The sequence below is a fragment of the Tardisphaera saccharovorans genome (assembly GCF_046635845.1).
Taxonomy (GTDB): domain Archaea; phylum Thermoproteota; class Thermoprotei_A; order Marsarchaeales; family UBA168; genus UBA168.
The window spans coordinates 181,841-205,200 of record NZ_JAQQXN010000002.1 but is presented as its reverse complement, the minus strand read 5'-3'; the positions used below and the strand labels follow the sequence as shown (position 1 = coordinate 205,200).

Below are 23,360 nucleotides of genomic sequence, written 5' to 3'. Positions count from 1 at the left end.
TGGCGTATCCTTACTGAACCTCCTCAACACTTACAACTGACCACGACGACGCCCAGCTCGCGCTGTTCTGCGCGCGCAAGGGAAGCTGCGGCTGAATTAAACCCCAAGACGCTCCCATTAACCCATAGGTCAAAAGGCTCGGGAAGTAGTAAACGTTGGTTAGGTTTGGAAGCTGTATCAATACAACAAACAGGAACTGACTTGAATTGACCTTGTTTGACAAAAGCGCAATCGCAACGTTAATATTTTCGAGTTTGAGCAAGGCGGCTGCAAGCTCGCAGGCTTCAAGCTGATTGCCTCCGCCAGATATGAGTGTTTGCAGTGGGGACAAAAGCGCTCCAGATGTGGAGTTCGTAAACGTCATGGAGGAAGTTGCATCAAGGACCATGGATACCGCATAAAGCTCATCTCCGCTGGGTATGTTAAGTACCTGCCTATCATATACGGAGAGCGTTGGCTCAGCCCATTGAGATATGTTTGAGAAAAGGGCATAATCGTAGCTGTAACTCCCAAGGCCTAAGTACGACATTGATTTGGCCGCCCAGGCAGCATTGCCGCAGTCAATGGTCGTTAGAAAAGCCGCCGAAGAAAGGGCGCTTTGCGTATAGCCGTAACTGCCTCCTTGAGGCATCAACGATAAAGCACGCGAGTACCACACCTGAAGAAGGGACGGCAATCCCAGCGCCTTCCATTCATAGTAATTGCTAAGCGCTTGATTTGTCTGAACTTGTTTTAATATTAGCTGTTGAAGCCTCAGGTTCTCCTCTTCGACTGCGTTGAGTGATTGCATGGCATTATAGTAACTTGAGTTTATCCTAGAAATATTTTGGTTCAGCTGCGAGATTTTTTCGCTGTACTGAGTTACTAACTCCGATAGGGATAGGTTAATCCGCTTTTCCAGCTCATAAGAGGCATCAAGCGGCCTGTAATACATCGCATAATAAGCGCCAAAGCCCGCTCCGAACCCAACTAAGAATATTATTATAAGTGCAAAGAAGCCTATGCTAAAGCTAATTTTCATGAATATTGCTGCTCTAACGCGTTTAAAAGTATTGTGCTGAAACGCTTATTAATTGGATATGCTTTGCGGGTACCATTGAGCATACGTTCAAGCGCTTCTAGCGCACCCTGCCAAAGCGCCAAGCATTCCTCGCCGAAAATAACGCGCACTTCAAATGGACAAAGCCCCTTGATCTCAAAAAGCTTAAAGCTCCTTAAACGGTTTACGTGTTAAGTTGCCAAAATATAGACAAACTGAGGAAATATTAAAATTAATGGAAAATAAGGAGCAGATAAGAAACATCGGTGTAATAGCGCATGTAGACCACGGAAAAACAACCATGAGCGATAGCCTCCTTATGGCTGCTGGAATAATATCGCCCAAGGTTGCCGGAACGGCTTTGGCAATGGATTATTTAGAGATAGAGCAAAAGAGACAGATGACCGTTAAGGCGGCAAACGTGAGCCTTCTGCACGAGAGAAACGGCAAAAGTTACGTTATAAACCTCATAGATACTCCTGGCCACGTAGACTTCACCGGAAAGGTCACGCGCTCTTTAAGGGTTATGGATGGGGCGGTCGTTGTGGTTGACTGCGTTGAAGGGGTCATGACGCAAACCGAGACCGTGGTAAGGCAGGCTCTTGAAGAAAAGGTAAAACCCGTTTTATACATAAACAAGCTTGATAGGCTAGTCAAGGAGCTAAGGCTATCGCCGCAGGAGGTCCAGAACAGGCTCCTGCAGATCATTCAGGACTTCAACAAGCTTATAGAGGAATATGCCGACCCTGAGTACAAGGATGCATGGAAGGTAAACCCAAACAAGGGGCAAGTCGCGTTTGGAGCCGCTAAGGACAAATGGGGATTCACGCTCCCCATGGCGAAGGAGAGAGGCGTTAAGTTCTCGGATGTAGTAACGGCCTACACTACAGGATCTCCCGATGAGCTAGTTCAAAAGGTCCCGCTTTACGAGGCCATACTCGACATGGTCGTCGATCACCTTCCCTCACCCGTTGAAGCCCAGAAGTACAGGATTCCAAAGATCTGGCAGGGCAGCTCTGATTCGCCGCTCACTAAGTCGCTTCTGGAATGTGATGAGAAAGGGCCCACGGTTGTAGCCGTAAACAACGTGGTGGTTGACCCACATGCAGGCCTTGTGGCTACCGGAAGGGTGTTCTCTGGCACGGTCAAAACCGGAGATCAGCTTTACCTTGTTAACGCCGGTACCACGCAGACCGTCCTTCAGGTTGGCTTATTTATGGGTCAAACCAGGGAGGTCGCGGACAAGATACCAGCTGGAAACATGGTAGCCCTCCTGGGGTTGGAGCAGGCCAGAGCTGGTGAAACGGCAATCGATCCAAACTACCAGAAAGAGGGATCCTTCGAGAAGATGGCTTACATAAGTGAGCCCGTGGTCACCGTGGCAATAGAGCCAAAGAGCACTAGCGATCTACCGAAGTTCATAGACACGCTGCATAAGATGAGCATAGAGGACCCGAACCTGCAAGTCAAGGTGAGGGAAGACACTGGTGAGTACCTGCTCAGCGGCATGGGTCAGCTTCACCTGGAGATCGCGCTCTGGGACTTGCAGCAAAGGGGATTTGACGTGGTTACCAGCCCGCCACTTGTGGTTTACAGGGAATCCATTCAGGCAAACGGCGGGCCGGCAGAGGGTAAGTCTCCCAATAAGCACAACCGCTTCTACGTAGCAGTAGAACCACTTTCTGAAAAAACCCTTCAGCTGATACAGGAAGGCAAGGTTTACGACAGTCAAGACTTCAGGGAAAGGGCAAAAATCCTAAGGGAAGAGGCTGGCTGGGATGCTGACGAGGCAAGGAACATATGGACCATCGATGAACGCATGAACATATTTGTTGATAGAACCAAGGGGTTACAGCATCTCAGGGAGATCAAGGAGACCATTATTCAGGCATTTCTTTGGAGCACTGAGGCGGGGCCACTTGCGCAGGAGCCCATGAGGGGCGTCAAGGCCGTCCTGGTCGATGCGTTGATACACGAAGACCCAGCTCATAGGGGACCTGCTCAGGTAATGCCGGCAATAAAGAATGCCGTTATGGCAGCATTCCTAAGTGCTAACCCAACACTCCTTGAGCCTTGGCAGAAGGTCGACATAAGGGTATCTACAGAGTACATGGCCCCTCTCAACCGCATAATAAACCAAAAGAGGGGAAGAGTGCTTGAGGTTATTCCCTCCGCGTCGGGCAATAACATGCAGATAATCGCTGAGATCCCTGTAGCCGAGTCCTTCGATCTCAGCAACGAGATAAGGAGCGCGACTGCAGGAAAGGCGCTCTGGGGAGCCCAGTTCAGCCATTGGGCGCCAGTGCCACCGGCTTTGCTTAACGACCTAATAATGAAGATAAGGTCGCGCAAAGGGCTGCCCCAGGTCCTTCCAAAACCAGAGGACTACATAGAGGCATGAGCGTTAACCTCGCGATTTTAGTATGCTTTTTTAACTTGTAATTGGCCGTCAGACGTTCGCATAGAAAGAGTTAAGGCTTCCTATATTATGGGGATTAAGGGAATGCAACAAGAGAGCGATAGCGGAAACATAGAGTACAAACTAAAGATCTCTCCTCTTGATCACGACAGGTTTCTTGAGCTGGCCACGCAAATGCTTTATCGCCTCAACGAGGGAGGGGGTGAGGCGTTTTACGAGCTCGGCCTATCGGACGACGGCCAGCCAATCGGGCTTCCGCAGGCCGAGCTTGAGGAAAGCCTTGCAAACATGAGGAGCCTCTGCGATTTCATAGGCGCAGATTTTCGCGTGGTCAACTCTGAGAGAGGAAGCAAGGGCGACGTGCTAGAGCTTCACGTAACTAGAAAGAAAAAAGGGGAAGAACCCACATCAGTAAACGTTGCATTCCTCGGAAACGTTGACGCTGGAAAGTCCACTCTCAAGGGAGTTCTAATATCTAATGAGCTAGATAACGGAAACGGAAAAGCCATGGAAAAAGTTGCGCGTTACCTTCACGAAATAAAGAGCAGAAGGACGTCTTCCGTTGCGGTTCACGCCCTTGGTTTTGATGAACAGGGAAGGGCCGTTAACGAGACCCTACCTCATTACGACGAAGCCGAAATCTTCCTCAAGTCCAGAAAGATGGTCTTTATAATAGACTTAGCTGGGCACGAGCGGTACATAAAGACCACGTTGGCTGGAATAATGGGGCACTCGCCAGACTACGCCGCGATAATAGTCGCGGCCAACGCCGGAACGGTTGGCACGTTCAAGGAACACCTTGGCATCGCGCTTGCCCTTAACCTGCCGGTTTTCTGCGTCGTAACTAAGATAGACTTGTCGCCAGCGGAAATCACACAGAGGACGCTCGCGGAAGTCGAGCGCTATTTGAAATTACCGGGCGTAAGCAAGATTCCCTTCCTAGTCAAAACAAAGGGAGATGTGGTAATAGCCGCCAAAAACATGCCATACGCCAGAGTGGTCCCCATATTCATGGTTTCGAATGTCGATGGAAGGGGCATCGATTTGATAAAGGAGTTCCTCGAATTAATCCCACCCAGAATCAAGTGGGTTGAAAGGGATAACTATCCCTTCATGGCCTATATTGACGAAAAGTTCAACGTTACAGGGGTTGGCTTGGTTGTAAGCGGCTTAGTTGAGCAGGGAAAGGTCAAGAGCGAGACCTTGCTTGAAATAGGCCCCTTCGCAGATGGCTCCTTCAGAAAGGTAAGAGTCAAATCCATACAGACAAATCGGGTGTTTGCAAGCGAGGTTTGCGCTGGAAGCGATGCCGCTTTTGCATTAACCGGAGTCGACTACGCGGAAGTCAGAAAGGGCATGATACTTGCTGACCCATCGCTGTCGCCAAAGGCCAGCAAAGGATTTATAGCTAGGATAAGGGTTTTGCACCACCCGACGACCATAAGGGTGGGCTACACTCCGGTGGTACACATACACACCATAAGACAAGCAGCTAGGATAACCAAAATGAGCAAAGAGGCGCTTAGAAGCGGTGACGTAGACCAGGTCGAAATGATCTTCACACAAAGGCCGGAATTTGTGAAAGTTGGCGATACATTCATATTCAGAGAGGGAAGGGCTCGCGGCCTTGGCATGGTATTATCTCTTATTCAGTAGATTACGCCCGTCGTTACGTGAGGACTTTGGGGGCCTCAAATAGCGTGGCCGCCTTAACCTCCCTTAGGGTTGCGCAGCCGAGCCACACTTCTCGTTAAGTCACTGGACCGCGTTTGAATCACAGATTAAACCCAGCTAGAGCACCAATCGCTTTCGTTTGATTTCGTGACGTGGTCGCAGCTCGAAGAGGATATCTTCTCCTGTACCGCAAGTCGAGCTTGGCTTTTAGCGAACATCTCCGAACGCATTGAACTGCATCCTTTCCATATCCCGCATCTTAGCGGAAGGTGCCCGTAATAAAGACAAACCAAATAGGTGCCTAATTAATGCAAAAGCGGCGCGCCTTAGTTTAGAAACGCTGCCCGGGATCGGTACGGCTTCGTTCGCACTTGCTCCATCCACAAACCGGGCACGTCATGCATCCCTCAGACACTATCAAGGGGCTTCCGCACTCCGGGCACGTTGGATTACCGTATCCCCAGGAGTCATCTTCGGGTCCTTCGCGACCTTCCTGATGTTTTTCGAGCGACAGCGAAACAAGCGGCTTTTGGGACTCCACCTTACCGGACTTTAACTCCATGTACTTGCTTAGGGCCTTGCCAATAGCGTCTGGAACCGAGAGAATCTTTTCCCCCTCTTGCCAGACCGGCTCTCCTCCCCTGATTCCCACCAGCTCCTTTATTATGGCGTTGGGATCCGCCCCTATCCTCAGGGATAATGATATTAGCCGACCTATGGCCTCCGTGAAGGCCGCTATGGCCGCCCCGCTCTTTCCCAAAGTTGTGAAGACCTCAAACATCCTGCCGTCCTTCTCGTTGATAGTCACATAAAGGTTACCAGAATCGGTCTTCATCTTGATGGTCATGCCAGAAAGGACTGACGGGCGGGCTTCAGGCAAAATTCCTCCTGCCTCCTTTGTCACCTCCTTCTTTTGCTCGTTCTTTTGCTCGGCAGTTGAACCCGTGTAAAGCACCTGGACGCTCCTGCTACCATCTCTGTAAATCGTTATCCCCTTGCATCCGAGCTCGTACGCTTCGAGGTAAGCCTTAGCGACCTCGTCAACGGTTGCGGAGTTCCTCATATTTATAGTCTTACTAACCGCGTTGTCGACAAAGGCCTGCCATGCGGCCTGCATGGCCACGTGATAATGAACATCTATTTCGAGCGCGGTCTTGAATAACCTCTTGACCTCGTCCGGGACCTCGTTTATGCCCTCAAGCTTACCAGCTCTTGACACCTTCATCATGAGATCATCTGAATAGAAGTCAAGGCGTTTTGCAACTTCCTGGAAAAGAGGGTTCACCTCTGGAAACTCGCCGACGCTCACTTTTTTCACGTAGGCCACCGCGAAAAGCGGCTCTATGCCTGAAGACGCTCCTGCTATCATGGATATCGTACCTGTAGGGGCTATGGTTATGGTATCAGCGTTTCTCAACCCATACTTCCTTATTCCCTCCTTCACCGATTGCCAATCCAAAGGTGGCCTGTTCAAGTCAACGTTCTTACCGAAAAGCCTGCCAGAGAATGGCAACGTAGGTTGCTCGGAGTCGTATATGCTTCCCTTGAAGGCGGGGAAGCTACCACGTTCCTTAGCTAGCTCTATGCTTTCTAGCTTTGAATGGTAATTGATGAACTCCGCCACCTGCGAAGCTACATTTAGCCCTTCCTCAGAGTCATATGGTATGCCAAGCATTATAAGCATATCAGCCCATCCCATAACCCCCAGCCCAGTCTTCCTATTGGCCTTGGTCATCCGTTCTATCTCTTTTAACGGAAAGGCGTTGGCATCTATGACGTCGTCGAGAAAGCGCGTGGCCAGCTTAACCGTCTCCGCGAGACCTTCCCAATCGATTTTGGGAGACTGCGGATAGCCCTTAACAAAATGCCCTAGGTTTATGCTACCGAGGTTGCATGACTCGTAAGGCAGAAGTGGCTGCTCGCCGCACGGATTTGTACTCTCTATTTCACCAAGTTGGGGTGTCGGATTGTATTGATTTATGCGATCCAGGAACACCATACCAGGATCCCCAGTTGTCCACGCTTGCTGACATATCTCCTGAAATATCTTCTTGGCACTCACCTCCGATGTTACCTGCCCGTTGCGCGGATTGATCAGCTTGTACGTGGTGTCGTTTTTCAATGCCTTCATGAACTCCTCCGTTGCTCCAACGCTTATGTTGAAGTTTTGAAGCGTCTTCATATCCGCCTTGCAGGTTATGAACTCCTCGATATCCGGGTGATCAACCCTCAGTATGCCCATGTTGGCGCCCCTTCTTCTGCCCCCTTGCTTTATCTGCTCGGTGGCAGCGTCAAAAATCTTCATGAACGAGACTGGCCCGCTAGCGACGCCCATTGTGCTCTTCACTATGTCGTTCTTTGGCCTTATCCTTGAAAAGGAAAAACCGGTACCACCGCCGCTCTTGTGAATTATGGCGGTATTTTTGAGGGCATCAAATATGCCATCTATCGAGTCAGGGACAGGAAGCACGAAACACGCCGATAGCTGGCCTAGTGGCGTGCCCGCGTTCATAAGCGTGGGCGAGTTTGGGACAAAATCAAGCCTCGCCATCATCGCGTAGTATCTCGCGCTGAGCTCCCTTATCTCTTCCTCGCTTTTGCCGTAAGCCCTTTCGGCGCTCGCTACCGTTTCCGCGACGCGCCTGAACATCCCCTCGGGGGTTTCTACAACATTGCCCTTCTCGTCCTTGATCAAGTAACGGGCTTCAAGAATTTTTCTCGCCGTTTCGGTTAGCGTGACCGCCTCTTCCATAGCAACTGGTATACCTTGCCAAAATTTATATGTTTATGGGACATCGGCAAGCCAACGCTTTCACATAAACTTTAGAAAGCTGCCTTAAAGCTAGCTATCCAACTGGCCTTTCAAGCACACGCAAAACGTATATTCATAATATGGTGTTTTAGTGGAATTGACAGAACAATCCCCGGTCGTCCTCAGAAGCTGCAGGCCAGAAGATCTAGATCAGGTAATAAAGATAAATGAGATTTGCCTGCCAGAAAATTACCCGCGCTCGTTCTTCGTGGAACACCTGATCAACTTTCCCAAGGCGTTCATTGTAGCTGAGATGGATGGAAAGATAGTCGGCTATGTAATGACCCGCGTTGAGAAGGGATTTTCATTCTATGGGATGAAATGGGTTACAAAAGCTCACATAATATCTCTTGCTGTGTTGCCCCAGTACAGGAGGAGGGGCATAGGAACGGCCCTTATGAAGAAAGCTCACGAAGGAGCTAAGGAATACGGAGCGACCGAGATTTATCTCGAAGTCAGGGTTAATAACGATGAGGCCATAGCCCTTTACAAGAAGCTCTCTTACGAGATAAAGGACGTCAACGCGAACTACTACTCCGACGGCGAAGACGCTTATATTATGGTGGCACACCTTTAGGTGCCCACTATGAAAATCTTCGATCTAAGGAGTAATTCGTCCTTCGCGCAAGAGCTGGCATACCTGCTGAGCTCTCATCTCATACCCGTGGAAAAAAAGGTATTTCCTAACCAAGAAGTTTACGTAAGGCTAACCGAGGATGTAAAGGGCGATGACGTGATCATTGTAGGCACAAGCTATCCAAATCCAAACGACAGATTGTTTGAGCTTTTTCTGGCCGTTGACGCCGCAGAGCATGCCGGCGCCAAAAGGATCAAGGCCTTTATACCCTACCTGGCCTACGGAAGGCAGGACCGCGTACAAAGGGAGGGTGAGGCAGTAAGCGCTTTAGCGGTAGTGAGGGCATTGGGAAACGCCGGCCTTGACGAGCTTTACATAGCTGATTACCACAATCCTGACCTCATACCGATTATGCCTGTGAGGGCGCATAACATCATGACGGCCAGGGCCATAGGTGAATACCTTCGCAGTAGATACAACCTTTACGACCCCATAATTCTGGTGCCCGGCACCAAATCTCTTGAAGGGAAGTACCTCGCGAGGGCGAGGGAGGCAGCCGAGGGAGCTGGATCGTCCTGCTACACGGGATACCTCAAGGAGAGAGATTGGATCACTGGCGAGGTTCGCACAAAGAAGAGAGAGATCGGCGCAAAGGGCAAGGACGTCATAGTCATAGATGATGAGATAAGCACCGGAGAAACCGTAATAAACGCCCTCAAAATGCTCGAAGAAGAAGAACCCTCAAGGATATTTGTGGGATGCACTCACGGCATCTTCGCTAACGATTCTCTTAACAGAATTCGCGCACTTGGTGTTTCTGACGTGGTTTGCAGCGACTCCATACCGTCGCCCGTTTCAAAGGTTCACTTAGCGCCGCTCTTTAAGAGGGAGGCATTTAACCAGTAGGTTAGGTCTGAAGGTTAAGCCTCGGGTTATCCAACGATTTTCGATTAAAGCATTTAACGTTAAGGTATTAGCCGCGCTTAGCCGCTGTACCCCTAATGAGGGTTACCTTTATGGTTTCGTTTGGAAGGGTGAAGTTGCCGTCAAATCTTATAAGCAACCCGTAGGCCGAGTACAGGTAACTCTTTCCGTTTCCCACATCTTTAGCGTAGACTGGCAAGTAAGAGGCCGAGAAGAAGCCCTCCTCTCCTTCGTTAATGAGAAGCTGCACGCTTTCCCCGGGATCTAATGAAAAGAGCTTAACGGGATCATCCATGTAGACCAGGCCTTCCTTTCCCTCCAAGGTAACCTTTTTAATACCTTCTACGTTATCGCCGACCTGCCTTACAATAAAATCAAATTTCAACCTAATTTTCCTAAGGATAATCCCTTATAAGCATGGGCTATAAACCTTAAGGTGAATGACATGAGCTTCATAACAACTCATAAATTTGCATCTGATGTAATGGGGTTTCAGGACCGCAAAGTCAAGATCATCACGACAACCGGAAAGCAATTCGAGGGCACCCTGAGATCAATCGACCCAGACCACCTTCACGTTTATCTTGAGGACGCGACGCTACAAGGCGGAGAGGCTATGCCGGTGGTTTTCATTCCAGGATCCATAATCGAGCACATAGTGGTTGAAGAGAAGAGCGTGGACCTTCGCGCCTTGGCAGAGATCCTTGAAAAAACGTTTCCGAGAATGGTAAAGATCGATGAGTCCGCTTCCTTAATCATAGTTGCAGATAGGGTTAGGGTAACCAATAGGGGTGTCTCAGGAGCTGGGCCCACAGCCGAGAAGGTAAAGAAAATCTATGAGGACTTTTTGAGGAGCCAGGCACAATGAGGTTTGAAGGTTTTTTATTTGCAAACCAGAGAGCGAGCGCCATAGGTTTTATCGAACATGACAGAGAGCTTAATCCGAGACCTCTTGCAGAGGAATAACTTAGGCGCTAGTGAAGCGCTCTACCCTCAAGAAGCGATGGGAATTCCGCTTCCTGGCCATCACCGAGTTAAAAAACCACGAGCGCAAAGGATTATGGAAAATTTCGAAGCCCTTCGCAACGCGATAGCCCCCTACTTGCCGGAAGCAAGAAGCTATGCCACTGCGTGTTTTGAAGGAAAGAGATGGGGTGGGAAATCGCTCTTAATAATTCTCGACACAGCACTCACGTCAACAGGTTTCAGCTATTTCTCCTTTGTTGAGCCAAGGGTTAGGCGCTTTGAAAGAGAGCTGCTGGATGGCCTCACACTGAGCTCATCGCATAACCTTTTCCTGCAAAGGAGTTGGTACTGTGTATCCGATAGATGCGCGCTGATAATGCTGTCAGCGATAAATCGCTTCTCCTCACGCGATGAGCATTCTGAGAGAGAAAAGCTGATCAAATGGGCTCGCAACGCAGATCCCTTTCGCAGAGACGACCCCTTCTCTAAAACAAAGGGACTTGGCGTGTTCTCGATCCAATACCTCAGGGGACAGCTGGGCCTCGACGTGCCAATACCAGACAGAAGCGTCAGGAAATTCCTATCCGCTTACTATCCGAGCAGGCTTGATACTCCAAGCGACATCATGAGGGCCATTGACGAGGTGTCTTCTACCCTCGGCATAACAAGACTTGAGTTGGTTTGGGCCATATGGATACGCGCTGACTCAGCGAACAGGAGCAAACTCGCTGCGTTGTAACCAATGCCCCGTCTCTCGTGACCACAAAAGTGTGCTCAGCCTGGGATACGGGCCGGCCTCCTACTTCTATCAGCGCAGGGTACTCGTAAAGGGCTTTGAGCTTCACTAGTTTTTCCATGTTCAAATGGAGTTCGTCACTAGGCATAAAGTCCTGCAGCCACCTCTCAGCAAATGGCAAGGTTCTAAACCTCCTATTTATCTCATCGAAAAGCGACTTCGCTTTGGGATCCTTAACGTTCCTGAGCTTGTTAACTATGTATATGCCTCCGGGCTTCCAATCCACAACTTTTGAGGGCCGTCCTTCAAAAGTAACGAAGGGCTCTATGGCATAAACCTTGCCTTCCTCGAATTTTCCCAAATCCCAGTTTACCTGGACGTTAGGAATGCTCACGTCACCGTGAAGCTCAAAATACTCTATCGAATGACCAGTGAGGTTTGAGACCGCCTGATAGTTGTAGTTCTTAAGCACCCTTTCCACCCTCTTGCCGACCTCGGTGATTGGAACGCCTGGTGCAACTACCTTAAGGGCTTCCTCCAGAGCTTCCTCAGCCGCGTACACCAAGTCATCGTACTTATCCGAAAGCGAGACCGTTACAGCAGAATCAGCTATAAGACCGTTGTAGTGGGTACCCAAGTCTATCTTGACTACCGAGTCCTCAGGTATTGTGGTCTCCTCTCCTATGGTGGGCGTATAGTGGGCCGCTACTTCGTTGACATCCACATTTGTTGGAAATGACGGAAGAACTCCACTGGCTATGAAGTCGTCCTCAACCAGCTTAACTATGTCCGTGAACTTAACGCCAGGCTTCACCCATTGCTTGACTTTCTCCCGGGTCCTCGCCAGCGCTTGGCCAGCCTTCATGTAGCCTTCGAGAGTATCATCATCCATTGGTAATTACCTCAAGACAAAATTAGAGCGTAGCTTATACGGCTGAGGGCCCCTCTAAGAATCTAACATATAAATGACCACACCTAAACGCACCTGCCCGCGGTACTTAGGGGTTGTTTCGGGGGTTGGGTTTAAGGCTTGGCTTGCACTCCTTGTTTCCGATGATAATTACTTCCTAAAGGTATTCGATTTTTCTAAGTTGCACATCACAACTTATATATTGCTTTTTAAAAAATACTATGGAAGACAGCAAGGAACAGGGCTTTTCTCACGCGTCCGCGCTAGCTGAGATAAGGAGGCTTGCAAACAAGAGGCTGGGACCGCCGAGGGAATTTGGTTGCTCGCAAATAGTTGCCGCACTGCTGGAGCTCGAGGCCTGCGGCCCCATGAGCAGAGAAAAGCTCGCCTCCTCGCTGGAGCTGGGTGGCGGCTCGGTAAAGACCCTTGTAAGGGTGCTGAAGGAAGCGGGCCTAATCGAGGTAAGAAAATCGGGTAACGAGCTAACTGAGAAGGGAAAAGCAGTTGTATCTGCAGTACATAATCTCATAATCGACATAAAACCACTTGAAACTAACTACCTGAAAATGGGGCCATACAACGCGGCGCTCTTCATAAACTCACAAGCTTTAGGTCACGTTGACCCTTTGGCCCTTAGAGATCTGGCAGTGCGCATGAACGCAACCGGTATGACTACCTTAGAGTTCTCAGATGATCTGATCATACCGCCAGACGGGGTCAAGTTAAAGGACGTCTCTCCCAGCGACCACGAAACCCTCTTGAAGATGGGAGCCAAGAGGGGGGAACTAATACTTGTATGCGGCGCTGAAAGCCCAGTTAAGGCCAAACTCGCCGCAATCGAGGCGGTGATGGGGCTCGTTAATGAATCACGTTAATTTCGAAGAAGTACGCTGCTCAACCTGTATATCGAAGTCGTCTTTAGGTGATTTTACCGTAAATCCATACATAGGATGCCAACACCAGTGCGCTTACTGCTACGTTCCTTTTTTAACGCACAACGCGGATTGGGAGAGAAAAGTTAAAGCTAAGATAAACCTAAAGCCAATTCTTGCAAGAGAGCTATTAGGGCGCAAAATAAAAACTGGGTCGATATTTTTCCTATCATCGCTGACGGATCCCTACCAATCCATAGAGGGCAAGTACAACCTTACCAGGGCCACTATCTCATCGCTTCTTTCTTCCGGGATGAGAGTTGTAATTCAAACAAAGTCGCCTCTCGTGATAAGGGATCTTGACATTTTATCAACACATAAAGAAGGCGTTCAGGTTGGCTTCACGGTGTTAGGCCTCGATGGAAAGTACAAGGAATCTCTGGAACCAAGCGCCCCAAGCGTATCCTCAAGGATAAAGGCAATGAAGAAACTTTCAGACGCCGGGCTTCATACGTTTGCGTTCATAGGCCCAGTTTTTCCTGGATGGACAGACGCTGATATAGGCGAGCTTTTGACATTACTCAAAGAGGCCGGAGTTAGAGAGGTCAGTGTTGATAGGATGCGGTTAAGGCCTGGCCTCCAAGAAAAAATCGCCTCTGCGCTAGGCACGCCCACAGACCTCGATTACGATTCGGCCTACATTCGCGTACTAAAAAAGGTAAAGGAGTTTACCAGCAAAAACAGCATGGCCCTTACTCATCCTTTCTCGAGCTGGTGATCTTCGGCCGCTTCCCCTATGTCACCGCTTAGGGCCCTATTGGCTGCCCTAAGCGCTCCAGTCAAAAGCGCCAGCTCCCACTCATCAGGATCCGCGCGAACTAAAACGCGCCTCATGGTAAGCCAGGTCTCATCCCACTTTCTCTCAGGGTAACCCGAGTTCTTCATAAGTTTTGAGAATTGATCCATAAAGGCTGCCCTTAGGGGGCCCAAAGCCGGATGCCTCTTAGGCGTGCTTTGGCTTGCGCTTATGAACAGATAATGAAGCAAAACTGCAACCGCATGGGATAGGTTCAGAACAGGATATCCCTCATAAGCCTCTATAGTAACTGCGAAATCGCACTTAACAAGCTCCTCATTTGTGAGACCACGGTCCTCCCTCCCAAACACAAGACCTACTTTTTTACCGCTGTTTATGTACGGCAATATAGATGAGGGCCTGTACGTTTCCCTTAGCACGTTTCTCTTTCCTCCTGTCCTAGCAGTTGTGGCTATTGCGTAGTCTAAGTCTTGAATTGCTTCATCCAGCGTCCTGTAGAGGGGGGCGTTTTGGAGCAGCTCCCTCCCTCCGGAAGAATACCTCAGAGATGATGAACTAACACCCAGCGGTGCGTTTACGATGCGCAATCCAGCCACCCCAAAGTTAGCCGATGCGCGGGCCGCAAGTCCCACGTTAAACTCTCCCGTGGGTTGAACCAGTATCACGTAAACATTGCTCAGAGAGTTCATCTCAATCACCAGATTCTCACTTTTAAGGCTGCAAACAATCAAACCCATAGGTCGCATTATAAGAGCTTTGGGATGCCCTGGCGCTGCTCGCGAAACTCGTAGACACAAAGACTCTCGTAAAAGAAGTCCCTGCACGCGCGCCGCTCAAAGGCAAAGCCGAGATCGGCGCAGGCCTTGAGAATCCGCTCCGAAGTCAGCGAAGATAGCACCATGAGTATCTTTCCATTGGGCTTTATGTGATATTTTGCTTGAGCAAGAAACTTAAAGGAGAGCTCCCAACCTCCGATTCCGCCCGTCCAAGCCTCCGAGTTCGACCTAGGGCTTGAGGGTAGGTAGGGAGGATTAAAAAGCACCAGGTCAAAGACGGCCCTATCGCTTAAAGCAGATAGCAGATCGGCAACTACGACCTCAAGCCCTCTTGACTTAGCCGAAAGAGCGGCTTCGAAACTGACGTCGGTGGCCAGAACGAACGGCGCCCCCCTTTTCACGATTTCCTCCGCTATGATGCCCGATCCGGTGCCCACCTCAAGGACGGCCATGCCCTTAGTGTCGTTTGGCAGTGAGTCCATTAGTAGGTACGTGTCATCGGAAGGCTCGTATATCAACTCAAACGCCCATAGAATTTAGAGGAAAGCGACAAGATCTCGCTCGGGGTTAGCTCGCGCACGCGTTTTTTGGCCAAGTCCAGATCACCTATCATCGATATCGCCTCCCTTTGGCTGTCGCAAAGACCGAGCTTACAAAGCGACTTAGGGAGCAGCCTGTTTCTCTGAGAGAAAAGCGCTGCCGTGAACTTTTCCAGCTGCGGCAACTCGTCAGATGCCAGCTTTGGCTCCGGCTTAACCTCGATTACAGTTGACCACACCTTTGGCTTCGGATCGAAGGCCCATGGTGGTATGTCAAAAAGCGGGCGACCATCTGCCAAGAGCTGAAAAATAACCGAGATCCTACCGTAGTCCCTGCTTCCAGGCGGCGAAGTAAGCCTGGCAGCAAACTCCTTTTGAAGGCTTAAAATTGCGCGCTTGAACTTTCCCCATTTAAGGAGCTTAAGGACCAGTGGGGATGATATATAATATGGGACGTTAGAAAAAACCAGATCGACGTTAGGAAAGTCCAAGTGCAGGGCGTCGCCGAGGACCCACTCCACATTTGGGCTGGGGCTAGCCTTTGCCACGGCCATCAGCACCTCGTCTTTTTCTATGGCTATAACGCGTCTGGCCCTTTCCGCGATGAGCCTAGTTATGCGTCCATCTCCGCTGCCTATTTCGAGTACCGTTTCATCGCCGCCCAGGTTAAGGGCCTCTAACTCCATTTCAACGTATTCCTGGCCTATCAGGAAGTTTTGCCCTGATCTCATCAAATTCTCACCCATCGGATCTTAAGCTCGGTGTTTCTTCTGCCTTAACAACGCACTCCCACAGGTCGTTCGCCACGTAAGTTTCTTGAAATTCCTTTCTTGCTTCTGATCCTATCTTCGATATATTGCTTACGGCCTTTCCACCGAAGTTAAATAAGATTAGGCTTCTTACTCCAGCCGTCCTCGCGGCCTGAACCGCGTCACCCCATGTAGAATGACCGAAGGCGTGTGCTTCTTCCTCATCTCCTTTGGGGAAGGCCGCGTCGTGAATTAGGCAGTCAGCTCCCTGTGCCCTTTCGATTATGCTGTCAGATGGAGCGCTATCTCCTGTGTACACCACCTTCGCGCCCCTTCTCGGTGGTCCCAATACCTGCTCCGGCTTAAATTCAACTCCATTGATCGCTACGCTTCTCCCCCTCTGAAGCTCTCCCCAAAGGGGACCTCTTGGAATTCCAAGCTTCCTTGCCCTATCCACATTAAACCTGCCGGGCTTGCTCCTTTCCTCTATGACCGCTCCGAAAGCCCTTATTCTGTGTCTCACGGGAAAGGGGGTTACCATCATATCTCCAACCGAGAAAGTTCCAGCGGAGTCGAGCTCCTTAAACTCCGTCCTTTCAAGAACGTCAAGACCAGAGCGCGTGATCTTCAATGTGAAGGTCACGAATCCCTCAAGCTCCTTGGGCCCATATATAACGAGCTTTCCATCCCATCTTAGAAGCGAGAGAGTCATCAGGAATCCGGGGAGCCCTAGCACGTGATCACCGTGCATGTGTGTTATCAAGACCGCCTCCAGTCCCCTTAACCCCACACCACTCCTGAAAAGCTGGTACTGTATTCCTTCACCACAGTCTATGAGCAACTTCTTGCCGTTATCCTCAAGTAAGGCGGAAGCCGGAAACAGGCCGGAAATCGGGGTACCAGAGGCAGTTCCCAGAAACTTTATCCTTATGGCCATTAGTCTCCACCATTTCTTGAATACCACATCACGAGCTCACCAAAGGGCGTCAGGGCCATTCCACGATTCTTGCGAACCAATATTCCTAGCTTCTCAAGGTGGTTACCGTTAATTCCAGACTTCAGCGCGACCCTTATGTCCTTTTGGCTCACTCCGCGCGATACGGCCCTTGCCCTTAACTTTACCTCCCTCAACGTTTTTTCTCCGAGCTCCGTAAGAGCAAAGTAGGTGTGGTGTTTATGCACCTCGTTCGACTTCTTGAACACGTCATCGCTCTTCTTCACGGATGATGATCCGCTGCGCTCCACGAGGCCCATAGAGACCATTTGTGCAACCAACTCCTCAACGACCTCCATGGGCATGCCGTTTCTTTTTGCTATCGAATAGGGATAGTCAATGCCAGCGGCTTCCAGGTGAAGCGCTATTGCCAGCAAGCGCTGGTCGCTTAAGAGCGATACCGAAGCTTGCCTCTCATCCAGTTTTAATCGCCCTCACTGCATACCTCGTAAATGACTTATGGGCACGCATAGGTATAAACCTGAGCGGTTTTAAACCCGCCTCCTTCCAAGGCAAGGACCCTTGGTCAACTCCTTGAGGCAGCAAGAAGGCCAGACCCCCGAAAGGAACTAGCAACCTGCTGGCCTCGAGCATGAATGTCGACAGAAAATCCACATAAGATCCCTTATCTCCGAAGGCCCTCTTCAGCCTTCCGAAAGGAGGATCGGTTGCTATGGAATCAAACGTACCGTCCTTAAAAGGAGGATGAACGGCATCGGCCACCAGCACATCCCAGCCGGCGGCGAACAAGTTGTTCATGTTTTCAAAGCCACCCGTGGCCGAAACGGCATCTATCTCCCCTCCCACGGCATAGGCGCCCAGCGACGCTGCCTCGATTGGAATACTCATGGAGCCAGCAAAGGGATCAAGAAAAAGCGAGCCTTCCTTTACCATGGCAAGATTGACCATGAAGCGAGCGAGCTGAGGGGCAAGTGCGCTTATCTCAAAATACACTCTTTTCTTTCTTCTCTCCCAAAATCCCTTTTCAGGTGGCATCTCGGCGACAATAAGAACGACTTTGTCCTCCGATTTAGCTGCAACGATCAAATTGATGGGTCTGTCTAGGTTAACCTTTCCTCCATATCCCTTGACTACGGCCTCTCCAATCCGGCGCTCAAGGCCCATACCAGTTTCATCGATAACTTTGAAGGCGCTTAGGTCCACGTCCTTCAAGGATAGCGAGATCTCTCCAAGGCCCCTGTTACTGATCTCTCCTACCAGCTTGCCCGAGTACCTGGTAAAGGCGGCGCGCGCGTTAAGCCTGCGAAGCGCCTCATCGCTTGCTTCTACGTAAACGAGCCTTCCTTCTGCCCGAACAACGCGGCTTTCTCTATCGTAAGTTGATAAAATGGACTCAAGCTCGCCTATGGCCATTTCCGCGTTGCCGCCCCATATGTAGGCCGCGCCTTCCAAATGCACCGCCTTTCTAGGAAAGCGAGGCAATTAAGGCCTCTCTGGCGTTTGTAGAGCAATTGGGCGTCGTCGTGAAACAGCCCTTGCCCGTTTGCGCTCGCGCCCACGATTCTTACCTATTATTAGGGACCAAGCTTATGGCCGCGTTGAGGCTTCTGCTGTGCTTATACCGCTAGTAGGGTTTAAGAAAAGCACCCAAAAATACTTATATTGCGAGCACGTTGTTTGCTGTCTCCCACCTTAGTAGATGGAGCCTTAAGTGATAAAGATGAATAACGCCTTCAAGGTCAAAACGAAGGATCTCCTCGGGCGCCTCGGCGAAATGCGCACGAAATCGGGTTCCTTCGAAACTCCTACGCTAGCTCCAGTCATATCGGTTTCAGGTGGGCCGCTTTCAGCTAAAGAAATCAAGGACATGGGTTTTGACCTAGTCATAACCAACGCCTACCTCTGGATGAGAAAAGGCGAGAGCCGCGATATCCACTCGATTCTGGACGTCAACGGGCCTATAATGACCGACTCCGGCGCTTACCAGCTCTTGGTTTACAAGAGCGTCGACACGACAAACGAGGAGATAATACGCTTTCAAGAGAGAATAAATACCGATATAGGCGTTGTCCTAGACACGCCAACGGGTATGGTAAGCGAGGGAGAGGCCAGAAGAACCGTTGAAAATACGATAAAAAGTGAACAGGAGGCACTGAATCTGATATCAAACAACGAGATAATTTGGACTGCCCCTATACAGGGCGGCACCTATAGGTCGCTTCTAACGGAAATGGTTGAAGCAGCGGCCGCCATGGATTATCCCCTTTACGCGCTAGGATCTCCTACTCCTTTGATGGAAGGGCACATGTACTCGAAGCTTTTTGAAGTGCTTTACTCGGTGAGGATGATGCTTCCTCCGCACAAACCCCTGCACTTGTTTGGAGCTGGCCACCCGTCCATATTTTCGTTTGCCGTTGCGCTGGGAGCAGACACCTTCGACTCGGCAGCTTACGCTCTATTTGCCAAAGAGGGAAGATACATGACGGTAATGGGTTCAGAGAAGCTCGAGAACCTAAAGGAGTTCCCATGCTCTTGTCCAGTTTGCACCACTTACAAGCCCAGCGAGCTGCTGACGATGGATAAGAAAGAAAGGGAAAGACTTTTGGCGAAACATAATCTCTACGTTTCCTTGGCTGAGATAAAGACCATAAGAAACGCAATAAGTCAGGGTAAGCTCTGGGACCTCGTTGAGAGCAGGGCTAGGGCTTCTCCTGAGCTTTGGGAGGTCTTTAAGAACTTTGGGCTGTACTCTAGGGGATTCCTTTACCACACCCAAGTTAGAAACCCCGGTGCCAGAGGGTTCTCCGTTATAGACTCCGACTCCGCTCAAAGGCCCGAGTTACTATGGCATTTGGAGTCGATAAAGAGGCTGCTGGACTCCGAAAGCGAGGTAACGATAACCACTAGGTACTTTGCAAACAAGGCGCCATCAGGCGCCTATATCGCAGGATTTCCATTTGTCGTAACCAAAAAGTCGCTGCTTAAAGTGTATCCGGTTTACTTCGCTAAGTATAATCAGCCAAACCACGACGAAGAAATCACCTTTTTAAAAGAAAGACTGCTGGCGCTTCTAAAGGAAAAGGACGTAAGGGTTATAGGAGATGCTGAGCTCGCCAAGGCGCTAAAGGAATTAGGACTATCAGTTAGCTTTGAATCGGTGGAGGCATAAGCTTCAAATAGAGATTCACACGTAAAGTGTTCCCTGTCCCGCGCTTCCGCTCTCCTGTATTAGCTTCTTCTTTTCAGCCTCGCTTATCTCCTGCTCAATCCTCCTGGCGTCTTTCTCGAGCTCAGCAACGTCAATGCTCTTCCCGTAGACCTTCGAGAAGACCTTAATGGCGTTGGCCGCCCCCATTGGATCCGGCCTGTTGGGATCAACGTATGATAAGATAGATAAGGCTGGTACTTCGTAGGCTTCAAAGAAAGCCATGAGCGTAGCGATTGGGCCAACTACCAGCAACCCCTTCTCTATAGTGGGCGGAAGCGAGTCTCCCTTCGAGCTCACGTCGTAACTAGATGTATAGGCTACCCTCGCGAGCTCGCCCTCGTTTTTCTTAAACTCGTTCATAAGACCACCGAACAGAATGGCTTCTCTCACTCCCTTGCTCTTTACCCACGAGCTAACCCTACGCAGCAAGATCCCGCGCTCCCTTTGATCTGGGACGACCTCAGGCACGAGCATTACCATATCGTCCGCCACGTAAAAAGTGTAGGGAAGGGTGAGCTTCCCATCATCCATGGAGACCAAAGGTGGTAGCAGGTCCGATAGTATATATCCAACGGGTCTCGCGTTTAGTTGCTTGACCATGTGAGATACGGCTATGTATCCAGCAAATCCTATGCCTTGGAAGCCCGTGATGAATATCTTATCCTTAAGGACTGACGGGTCCTCTTTTAAATGAAACTTTATAAACATTTAATTCACTATAGTCATATCTTTTTGCTTTATAAGCTCAACTGTTCAGAGCAGCGAACGCTGAACCCCTTATGCACGGGATACCGCTCAAAATACGCGCTGTGCTAAGCCCGGTCTTCCCTCACGCGTCAAGGATCAGCTAGGGATTCGCTCAGCTCTTGACGGAGTAATAACTTATTTGTAGGTATATTATTTATTTTGTAAATGTCTAGTAAGAGCGAGACCGTGATCAGAATCCACGGTGCAGGCTTGCAGATAGGAAGGGAAGCGATCAGCGTTTCTAACGATGGCGCTACCGTGCTATTGGACTACGGTGTTTTGATGACCGATCGGAAGCCCGAGTTTCCCGAAAGGGTAACTCCTTCCTCGATCAACGCGGTGTTCTTGTCTCACGCGCATCTCGATCACTCAGGCGGCCTCCCTCTTCTCTACCTGAGGGGAGGACCACCAATTTACACTACGACGCTTACCGCGAAAATAACAACGCTGCTCATAGAGGACATGCTAAACATATCAAGATATTACGTTCCCTATGAGGACCTAGAGCTCAGGGAAATGCTTGACCACGTCCATCCCATAACCTTCAATCAAAAAGTTCACGTAAAGGGCATAGAACTCGAGGGAATAAATGCGGGTCATATACCCGGTTCCCTCATGGCAAAGGTCAGGACAAAGAACTCGACAATCCTCTTCACAGGAGATTTTAACACTACCGATACAAGGCTGTTGACAGGCGCAAAGGTAGACCTCTCAGACGTTGACGTATTGATAATGGAAAGCACTTACGCGTCAACGGATCACCCTGAAAGGAGCCAACTTGAAAGAGATTTCGCCTCAAAGGTGAAGGAGATCGTAGAGGGAGGTGGCATTGCGCTTGTACCGGCTTTCGCGGTGGGGCGCTCGCAGGAGATCGTATCGGTCCTTAGGGCGCAAAACTACGATGGCCCCATTTATCTAGACGGAATGGCAAGAGAAGCCGCGAAGATCATGAAAGGATTTCCGAAGTACATCAAAAACTACGATGAATTTACAAAGGTAATGAAGAGCGTTAGGCTCGTTAAGGGGAACAGGGAAAGGCAAAGGGCCATACAGAAGCCTGGAGTGATAGTCAGCCCAGCAGGAATGCTCAGGGGTGGCGCGGTGATGTTCTACTTGGAGCACATAATCAAAGACCACAAGAACGGGATATTCCTCGTAAGCTTCCAGATACCCGGCACGCCTGGTAGGGTGCTTCTCGACACGGGAAAGATCGCCGTGGAGGGCAAGCTCATAGATGCCAGTGACATGACGTACTTCTACGACTTCTCCGCTCATTCGGGAAGAAAAGAACTGCTAGACTTCGTAAAGCAATTAAAGGGAGGGGCCAAGGTCATATTGATACATGGAGAACCGGAGACAACCAAAGCTTTTCAGGACACGCTTAGGGGAATGGGCATAGACGCCGTGGCCGCCAACAACGGCGACTCGTTTACCGTGTGAATGCTGAAAAGGGCAAAATCGCAACCAATTTTCCCATTTCTCGAAGAGGCCGCGAAGAAGTCTCCAGAGCAAGCGTTTTTTAATCAGGTGATTTTTGATGGGCCCGCTGGGGATCGAACCCAGGACCTCCACTGTGTGAGAGTGGCGTCCCAACCACTAGACCACGGGCCCAGGCGCTTTGAACGAGCGCATCCAACGCGCTCGCGGGACGCGCTGACGCCGTTCAAGGCAAGATCTGCCAGACGAAAATATTTAAGTGTGATGTCTCATGGTTCTTGCCAAAACCAACTGAGAATCAGTACGGACTAACTTGGCCTTTTCCGAGAGACCGCCATTATCTGAGGGCGGGGCCCGACGAGAAGCTCGCCCATTCCACTCCTTGTAAAGGTCGTTCTCTATCCCGAGGAGTGACAACGCCCTTCCAGCCACGAAGTTGACGAGATCATCTATGGTCTTAGGTTTGGAGTAGAATCCAGGAGACGCCGGCATCACCACGCCACCGGCCAGCGCTACCTTCCTCATGTTTTCGATATCCATCAGCGAGAGTGGGGTTTCCCTCACCACGAGGACCAGCTTCCTGTGTTCCTTCAACGTTACCTCAGCCGCCCGCGAAACCAGGTTTTCGGAGTAACCATTAGCCACGGAAGACAACGTCTTTGTGCTGCAGGGTATTACCAGCATGCCGTCAGTCTTAAATGAACCGCTCGCGATGGGTGCATATATCTCCCTTTCATCATAATATCTTGAAGCCTTTGACGCAAAGAAGCTTTCCGCGAGATCTGTTTCCCTCTTTATCACTTCACGCGCGGACTCGGTCATTATGAGGTGTGTTTCCACTTCGGGCAGCGCGCTCAAGTAGTTCAGAACAGATATCAAGTACGGCATGCCACTGGCGCCGGTGCCCGCTACGATCACCCGCTTCATGGGTTTCACCTGGCTTGCGAGTTAACCTTTTCGCTGGGCCACCGACCGACTTATTTCCTCGCTGGCCCTTCTTGCCGCAAGCCGCACGTCGCTCGCCATAAGCGTGCTCCTGCCTGCATGTTTTGCGAGGACCGCGCCTTCTTCTCCCACCCGATCTATAAAGCCTTCGACCAAACGGGAAACCTCCTCCACGGCCTCGGAGGATATCCTGAGCCCACTCTTTTGTTTCAACATCCTTTCTATAACGGTTTTAGGAAGCTCTCCCATAATATCTTA

At 50.2% G+C, this 23,360-nt stretch carries 23 protein-coding genes and 1 tRNA gene; 10 read left to right on the top strand and 14 right to left on the bottom strand.

The genetic code is table 11. From position 1 onward, the window contains the following. Nucleotides 1-10: 10 nt before the first annotated feature. Complete coding sequence (locus PRZ02_RS04465) at nucleotides 11-1,021, bottom strand: hypothetical protein (protein WP_449464637.1); 1,011 nt, start codon at nucleotides 1,019-1,021, stop codon at nucleotides 11-13. A 214-nt stretch (nucleotides 1,022-1,235) separates the two neighbouring features. On the opposite strand from PRZ02_RS04465, the gene PRZ02_RS04460 reads away from it, so the two are divergent. Together PRZ02_RS04460 and PRZ02_RS04455 are read left to right on the top strand one after the other, a co-directional pair. Next, on the top strand, nucleotides 1,236-3,440 hold the full coding sequence (locus PRZ02_RS04460) for an elongation factor EF-2 (protein WP_449464636.1): 2,205 nt from the start codon (nucleotides 1,236-1,238) through the stop codon (nucleotides 3,438-3,440). 102 nt (nucleotides 3,441-3,542) lie between these two features. Continuing rightward, nucleotides 3,543-5,114: a GTP-binding protein gene (locus tag PRZ02_RS04455; RefSeq protein ID WP_449464635.1), complete on the top strand. Its 1,572-nt coding sequence runs from the start codon at nucleotides 3,543-3,545 to the stop codon at nucleotides 5,112-5,114. Nucleotides 5,115-5,463: 349 nt separating this feature from the next. Here the strand turns inward: PRZ02_RS04455 and PRZ02_RS04450 are convergent, their stop codons facing one another. Beyond that, nucleotides 5,464-7,884 carry a vitamin B12-dependent ribonucleotide reductase gene (locus tag PRZ02_RS04450; RefSeq protein ID WP_449464634.1) on the bottom strand — a complete coding sequence of 807 codons (2,421 nt, stop codon included), beginning with the start codon at nucleotides 7,882-7,884 and terminating at the stop codon, nucleotides 5,464-5,466. Between the two features lie 151 nt (nucleotides 7,885-8,035). Between PRZ02_RS04450 and rimI the strand changes: the two genes are divergently transcribed. Both rimI and prs read left to right on the top strand, forming a co-directional pair. Beyond that, the gene (rimI, locus tag PRZ02_RS04445) at nucleotides 8,036-8,521 is read left to right on the top strand and encodes a ribosomal protein S18-alanine N-acetyltransferase (RefSeq protein ID WP_449464633.1); all 486 of its coding nucleotides are present in this window, start codon (nucleotides 8,036-8,038) and stop codon (nucleotides 8,519-8,521) included. Between the two features lie 9 nt (nucleotides 8,522-8,530). After that, nucleotides 8,531-9,427, top strand: a complete 897-nt coding sequence (prs, locus tag PRZ02_RS04440) for a ribose-phosphate diphosphokinase (RefSeq protein WP_449464632.1) — start codon at nucleotides 8,531-8,533, stop codon at nucleotides 9,425-9,427. Between the two features lie 67 nt (nucleotides 9,428-9,494). Here the strand turns inward: prs and PRZ02_RS04435 are convergent, their stop codons facing one another. Continuing rightward, a complete protein-coding gene (locus PRZ02_RS04435; RefSeq protein ID WP_449464631.1) occupies nucleotides 9,495-9,830 on the bottom strand; it encodes a hypothetical protein in 336 nt (111 codons plus the stop codon). A 60-nt stretch (nucleotides 9,831-9,890) separates the two neighbouring features. Between PRZ02_RS04435 and PRZ02_RS04430 the strand changes: the two genes are divergently transcribed. Next, nucleotides 9,891-10,313 (top strand): Lsm family RNA-binding protein, encoded by a 423-nt coding sequence (locus tag PRZ02_RS04430; RefSeq protein WP_449464630.1) that lies wholly within the window; start codon nucleotides 9,891-9,893, stop codon nucleotides 10,311-10,313. Nucleotides 10,314-10,505: 192 nt separating this feature from the next. Next, nucleotides 10,506-11,150 carry a hypothetical protein gene (locus PRZ02_RS04425; protein WP_449464629.1) on the top strand — a complete coding sequence of 215 codons (645 nt, stop codon included), beginning with the start codon at nucleotides 10,506-10,508 and terminating at the stop codon, nucleotides 11,148-11,150. Here the strand turns inward: PRZ02_RS04425 and map are convergent. Next, complete coding sequence (gene map, locus PRZ02_RS04420; protein WP_449464628.1) at nucleotides 11,062-12,039, bottom strand: type II methionyl aminopeptidase; 978 nt, start codon at nucleotides 12,037-12,039, stop codon at nucleotides 11,062-11,064. The two genes, PRZ02_RS04425 and map, sit on opposite strands and share 89 nt — an antisense overlap. Nucleotides 12,040-12,278: 239 nt before the next feature. On the opposite strand from map, the gene PRZ02_RS04415 reads away from it, so the two are divergent. Both PRZ02_RS04415 and PRZ02_RS04410 read left to right on the top strand, forming a co-directional pair. Next, complete coding sequence (locus PRZ02_RS04415) at nucleotides 12,279-12,932, top strand: DUF4443 domain-containing protein (protein WP_449464627.1); 654 nt, start codon at nucleotides 12,279-12,281, stop codon at nucleotides 12,930-12,932. Continuing rightward, nucleotides 12,919-13,707, top strand: coding sequence for a radical SAM protein (locus PRZ02_RS04410; protein ID WP_449464626.1), 789 nt, complete (start codon nucleotides 12,919-12,921; stop codon nucleotides 13,705-13,707). The genes PRZ02_RS04415 and PRZ02_RS04410 overlap by 14 nt, the downstream gene beginning before the upstream one ends. Here PRZ02_RS04410 and PRZ02_RS04405 read toward each other — a convergent pair. Genes PRZ02_RS04405 through PRZ02_RS04380 form a run of 6 tightly spaced genes read right to left on the bottom strand, consistent with a single transcriptional unit; the run spans nucleotide 13,686 to nucleotide 18,217 of the window. Then, complete coding sequence (locus PRZ02_RS04405) at nucleotides 13,686-14,435, bottom strand: RNA methyltransferase (RefSeq protein WP_449464625.1); 750 nt, start codon at nucleotides 14,433-14,435, stop codon at nucleotides 13,686-13,688. The genes PRZ02_RS04410 and PRZ02_RS04405 overlap by 22 nt on opposite strands. Before the next feature lie 56 nt (nucleotides 14,436-14,491). Next, complete coding sequence (locus PRZ02_RS04400) at nucleotides 14,492-15,040, bottom strand: HemK2/MTQ2 family protein methyltransferase (protein ID WP_449464624.1); 549 nt, start codon at nucleotides 15,038-15,040, stop codon at nucleotides 14,492-14,494. Then, nucleotides 15,037-15,792, bottom strand: a complete 756-nt coding sequence (rsmA, locus tag PRZ02_RS04395; RefSeq protein ID WP_449464623.1) for a 16S rRNA (adenine(1518)-N(6)/adenine(1519)-N(6))-dimethyltransferase RsmA — start codon at nucleotides 15,790-15,792, stop codon at nucleotides 15,037-15,039. Before rsmA ends, PRZ02_RS04400 begins: the two co-directional genes overlap by 4 nt. A 7-nt stretch (nucleotides 15,793-15,799) precedes the next feature. Then, nucleotides 15,800-16,774, bottom strand: coding sequence for a ribonuclease Z (locus tag PRZ02_RS04390; RefSeq protein ID WP_449464622.1), 975 nt, complete (start codon nucleotides 16,772-16,774; stop codon nucleotides 15,800-15,802). Further along, entirely contained in the window at nucleotides 16,747-17,226 is a 480-nt protein-coding gene (locus tag PRZ02_RS04385; RefSeq protein ID WP_449464857.1) for a DUF2250 domain-containing protein, read from the bottom strand. Before PRZ02_RS04385 ends, PRZ02_RS04390 begins: the two co-directional genes overlap by 28 nt. Continuing rightward, nucleotides 17,219-18,217 (bottom strand): RsmD family RNA methyltransferase, encoded by a 999-nt coding sequence (locus tag PRZ02_RS04380; RefSeq protein ID WP_449464621.1) that lies wholly within the window; start codon nucleotides 18,215-18,217, stop codon nucleotides 17,219-17,221. The genes PRZ02_RS04385 and PRZ02_RS04380 overlap by 8 nt, the downstream gene beginning before the upstream one ends. Nucleotides 18,218-18,485: 268 nt before the next feature. Here PRZ02_RS04380 and tgtA point away from each other — a divergent pair, with 268 nt between their 5' ends. Continuing rightward, entirely contained in the window at nucleotides 18,486-19,934 is a 1,449-nt protein-coding gene (gene tgtA, locus PRZ02_RS04375; RefSeq protein ID WP_449464620.1) for a tRNA guanosine(15) transglycosylase TgtA, read from the top strand. A 15-nt stretch (nucleotides 19,935-19,949) separates the two neighbouring features. Here tgtA and PRZ02_RS04370 read toward each other — a convergent pair whose 3' ends face one another. Beyond that, entirely contained in the window at nucleotides 19,950-20,681 is a 732-nt protein-coding gene (locus PRZ02_RS04370; protein ID WP_449464619.1) for a proteasome assembly chaperone family protein, read from the bottom strand. Nucleotides 20,682-20,885: 204 nt separating this feature from the next. Here PRZ02_RS04370 and PRZ02_RS04365 point away from each other — a divergent pair, with 204 nt between their 5' ends. After that, nucleotides 20,886-22,160: an MBL fold metallo-hydrolase gene (locus PRZ02_RS04365; RefSeq protein ID WP_449464618.1), complete on the top strand. Its 1,275-nt coding sequence runs from the start codon at nucleotides 20,886-20,888 to the stop codon at nucleotides 22,158-22,160. A 98-nt stretch (nucleotides 22,161-22,258) separates the two neighbouring features. Here PRZ02_RS04365 and PRZ02_RS04360 read toward each other — a convergent pair. The 3 genes from PRZ02_RS04360 to PRZ02_RS04350 form a co-directional block, all read right to left on the bottom strand. Continuing rightward, nucleotides 22,259-22,331: transfer RNA gene (locus PRZ02_RS04360), tRNA-Val, on the bottom strand. Nucleotides 22,332-22,412: 81 nt separating this feature from the next. Continuing rightward, entirely contained in the window at nucleotides 22,413-23,084 is a 672-nt protein-coding gene (locus PRZ02_RS04355) for a UbiX family flavin prenyltransferase (protein WP_449464617.1), read from the bottom strand. Nucleotides 23,085-23,105: 21 nt separating this feature from the next. Beyond that, a complete protein-coding gene (locus PRZ02_RS04350; protein WP_449464616.1) occupies nucleotides 23,106-23,351 on the bottom strand; it encodes a histone in 246 nt (81 codons plus the stop codon). Between the last annotated feature and the right edge of the window lie 9 nt (nucleotides 23,352-23,360).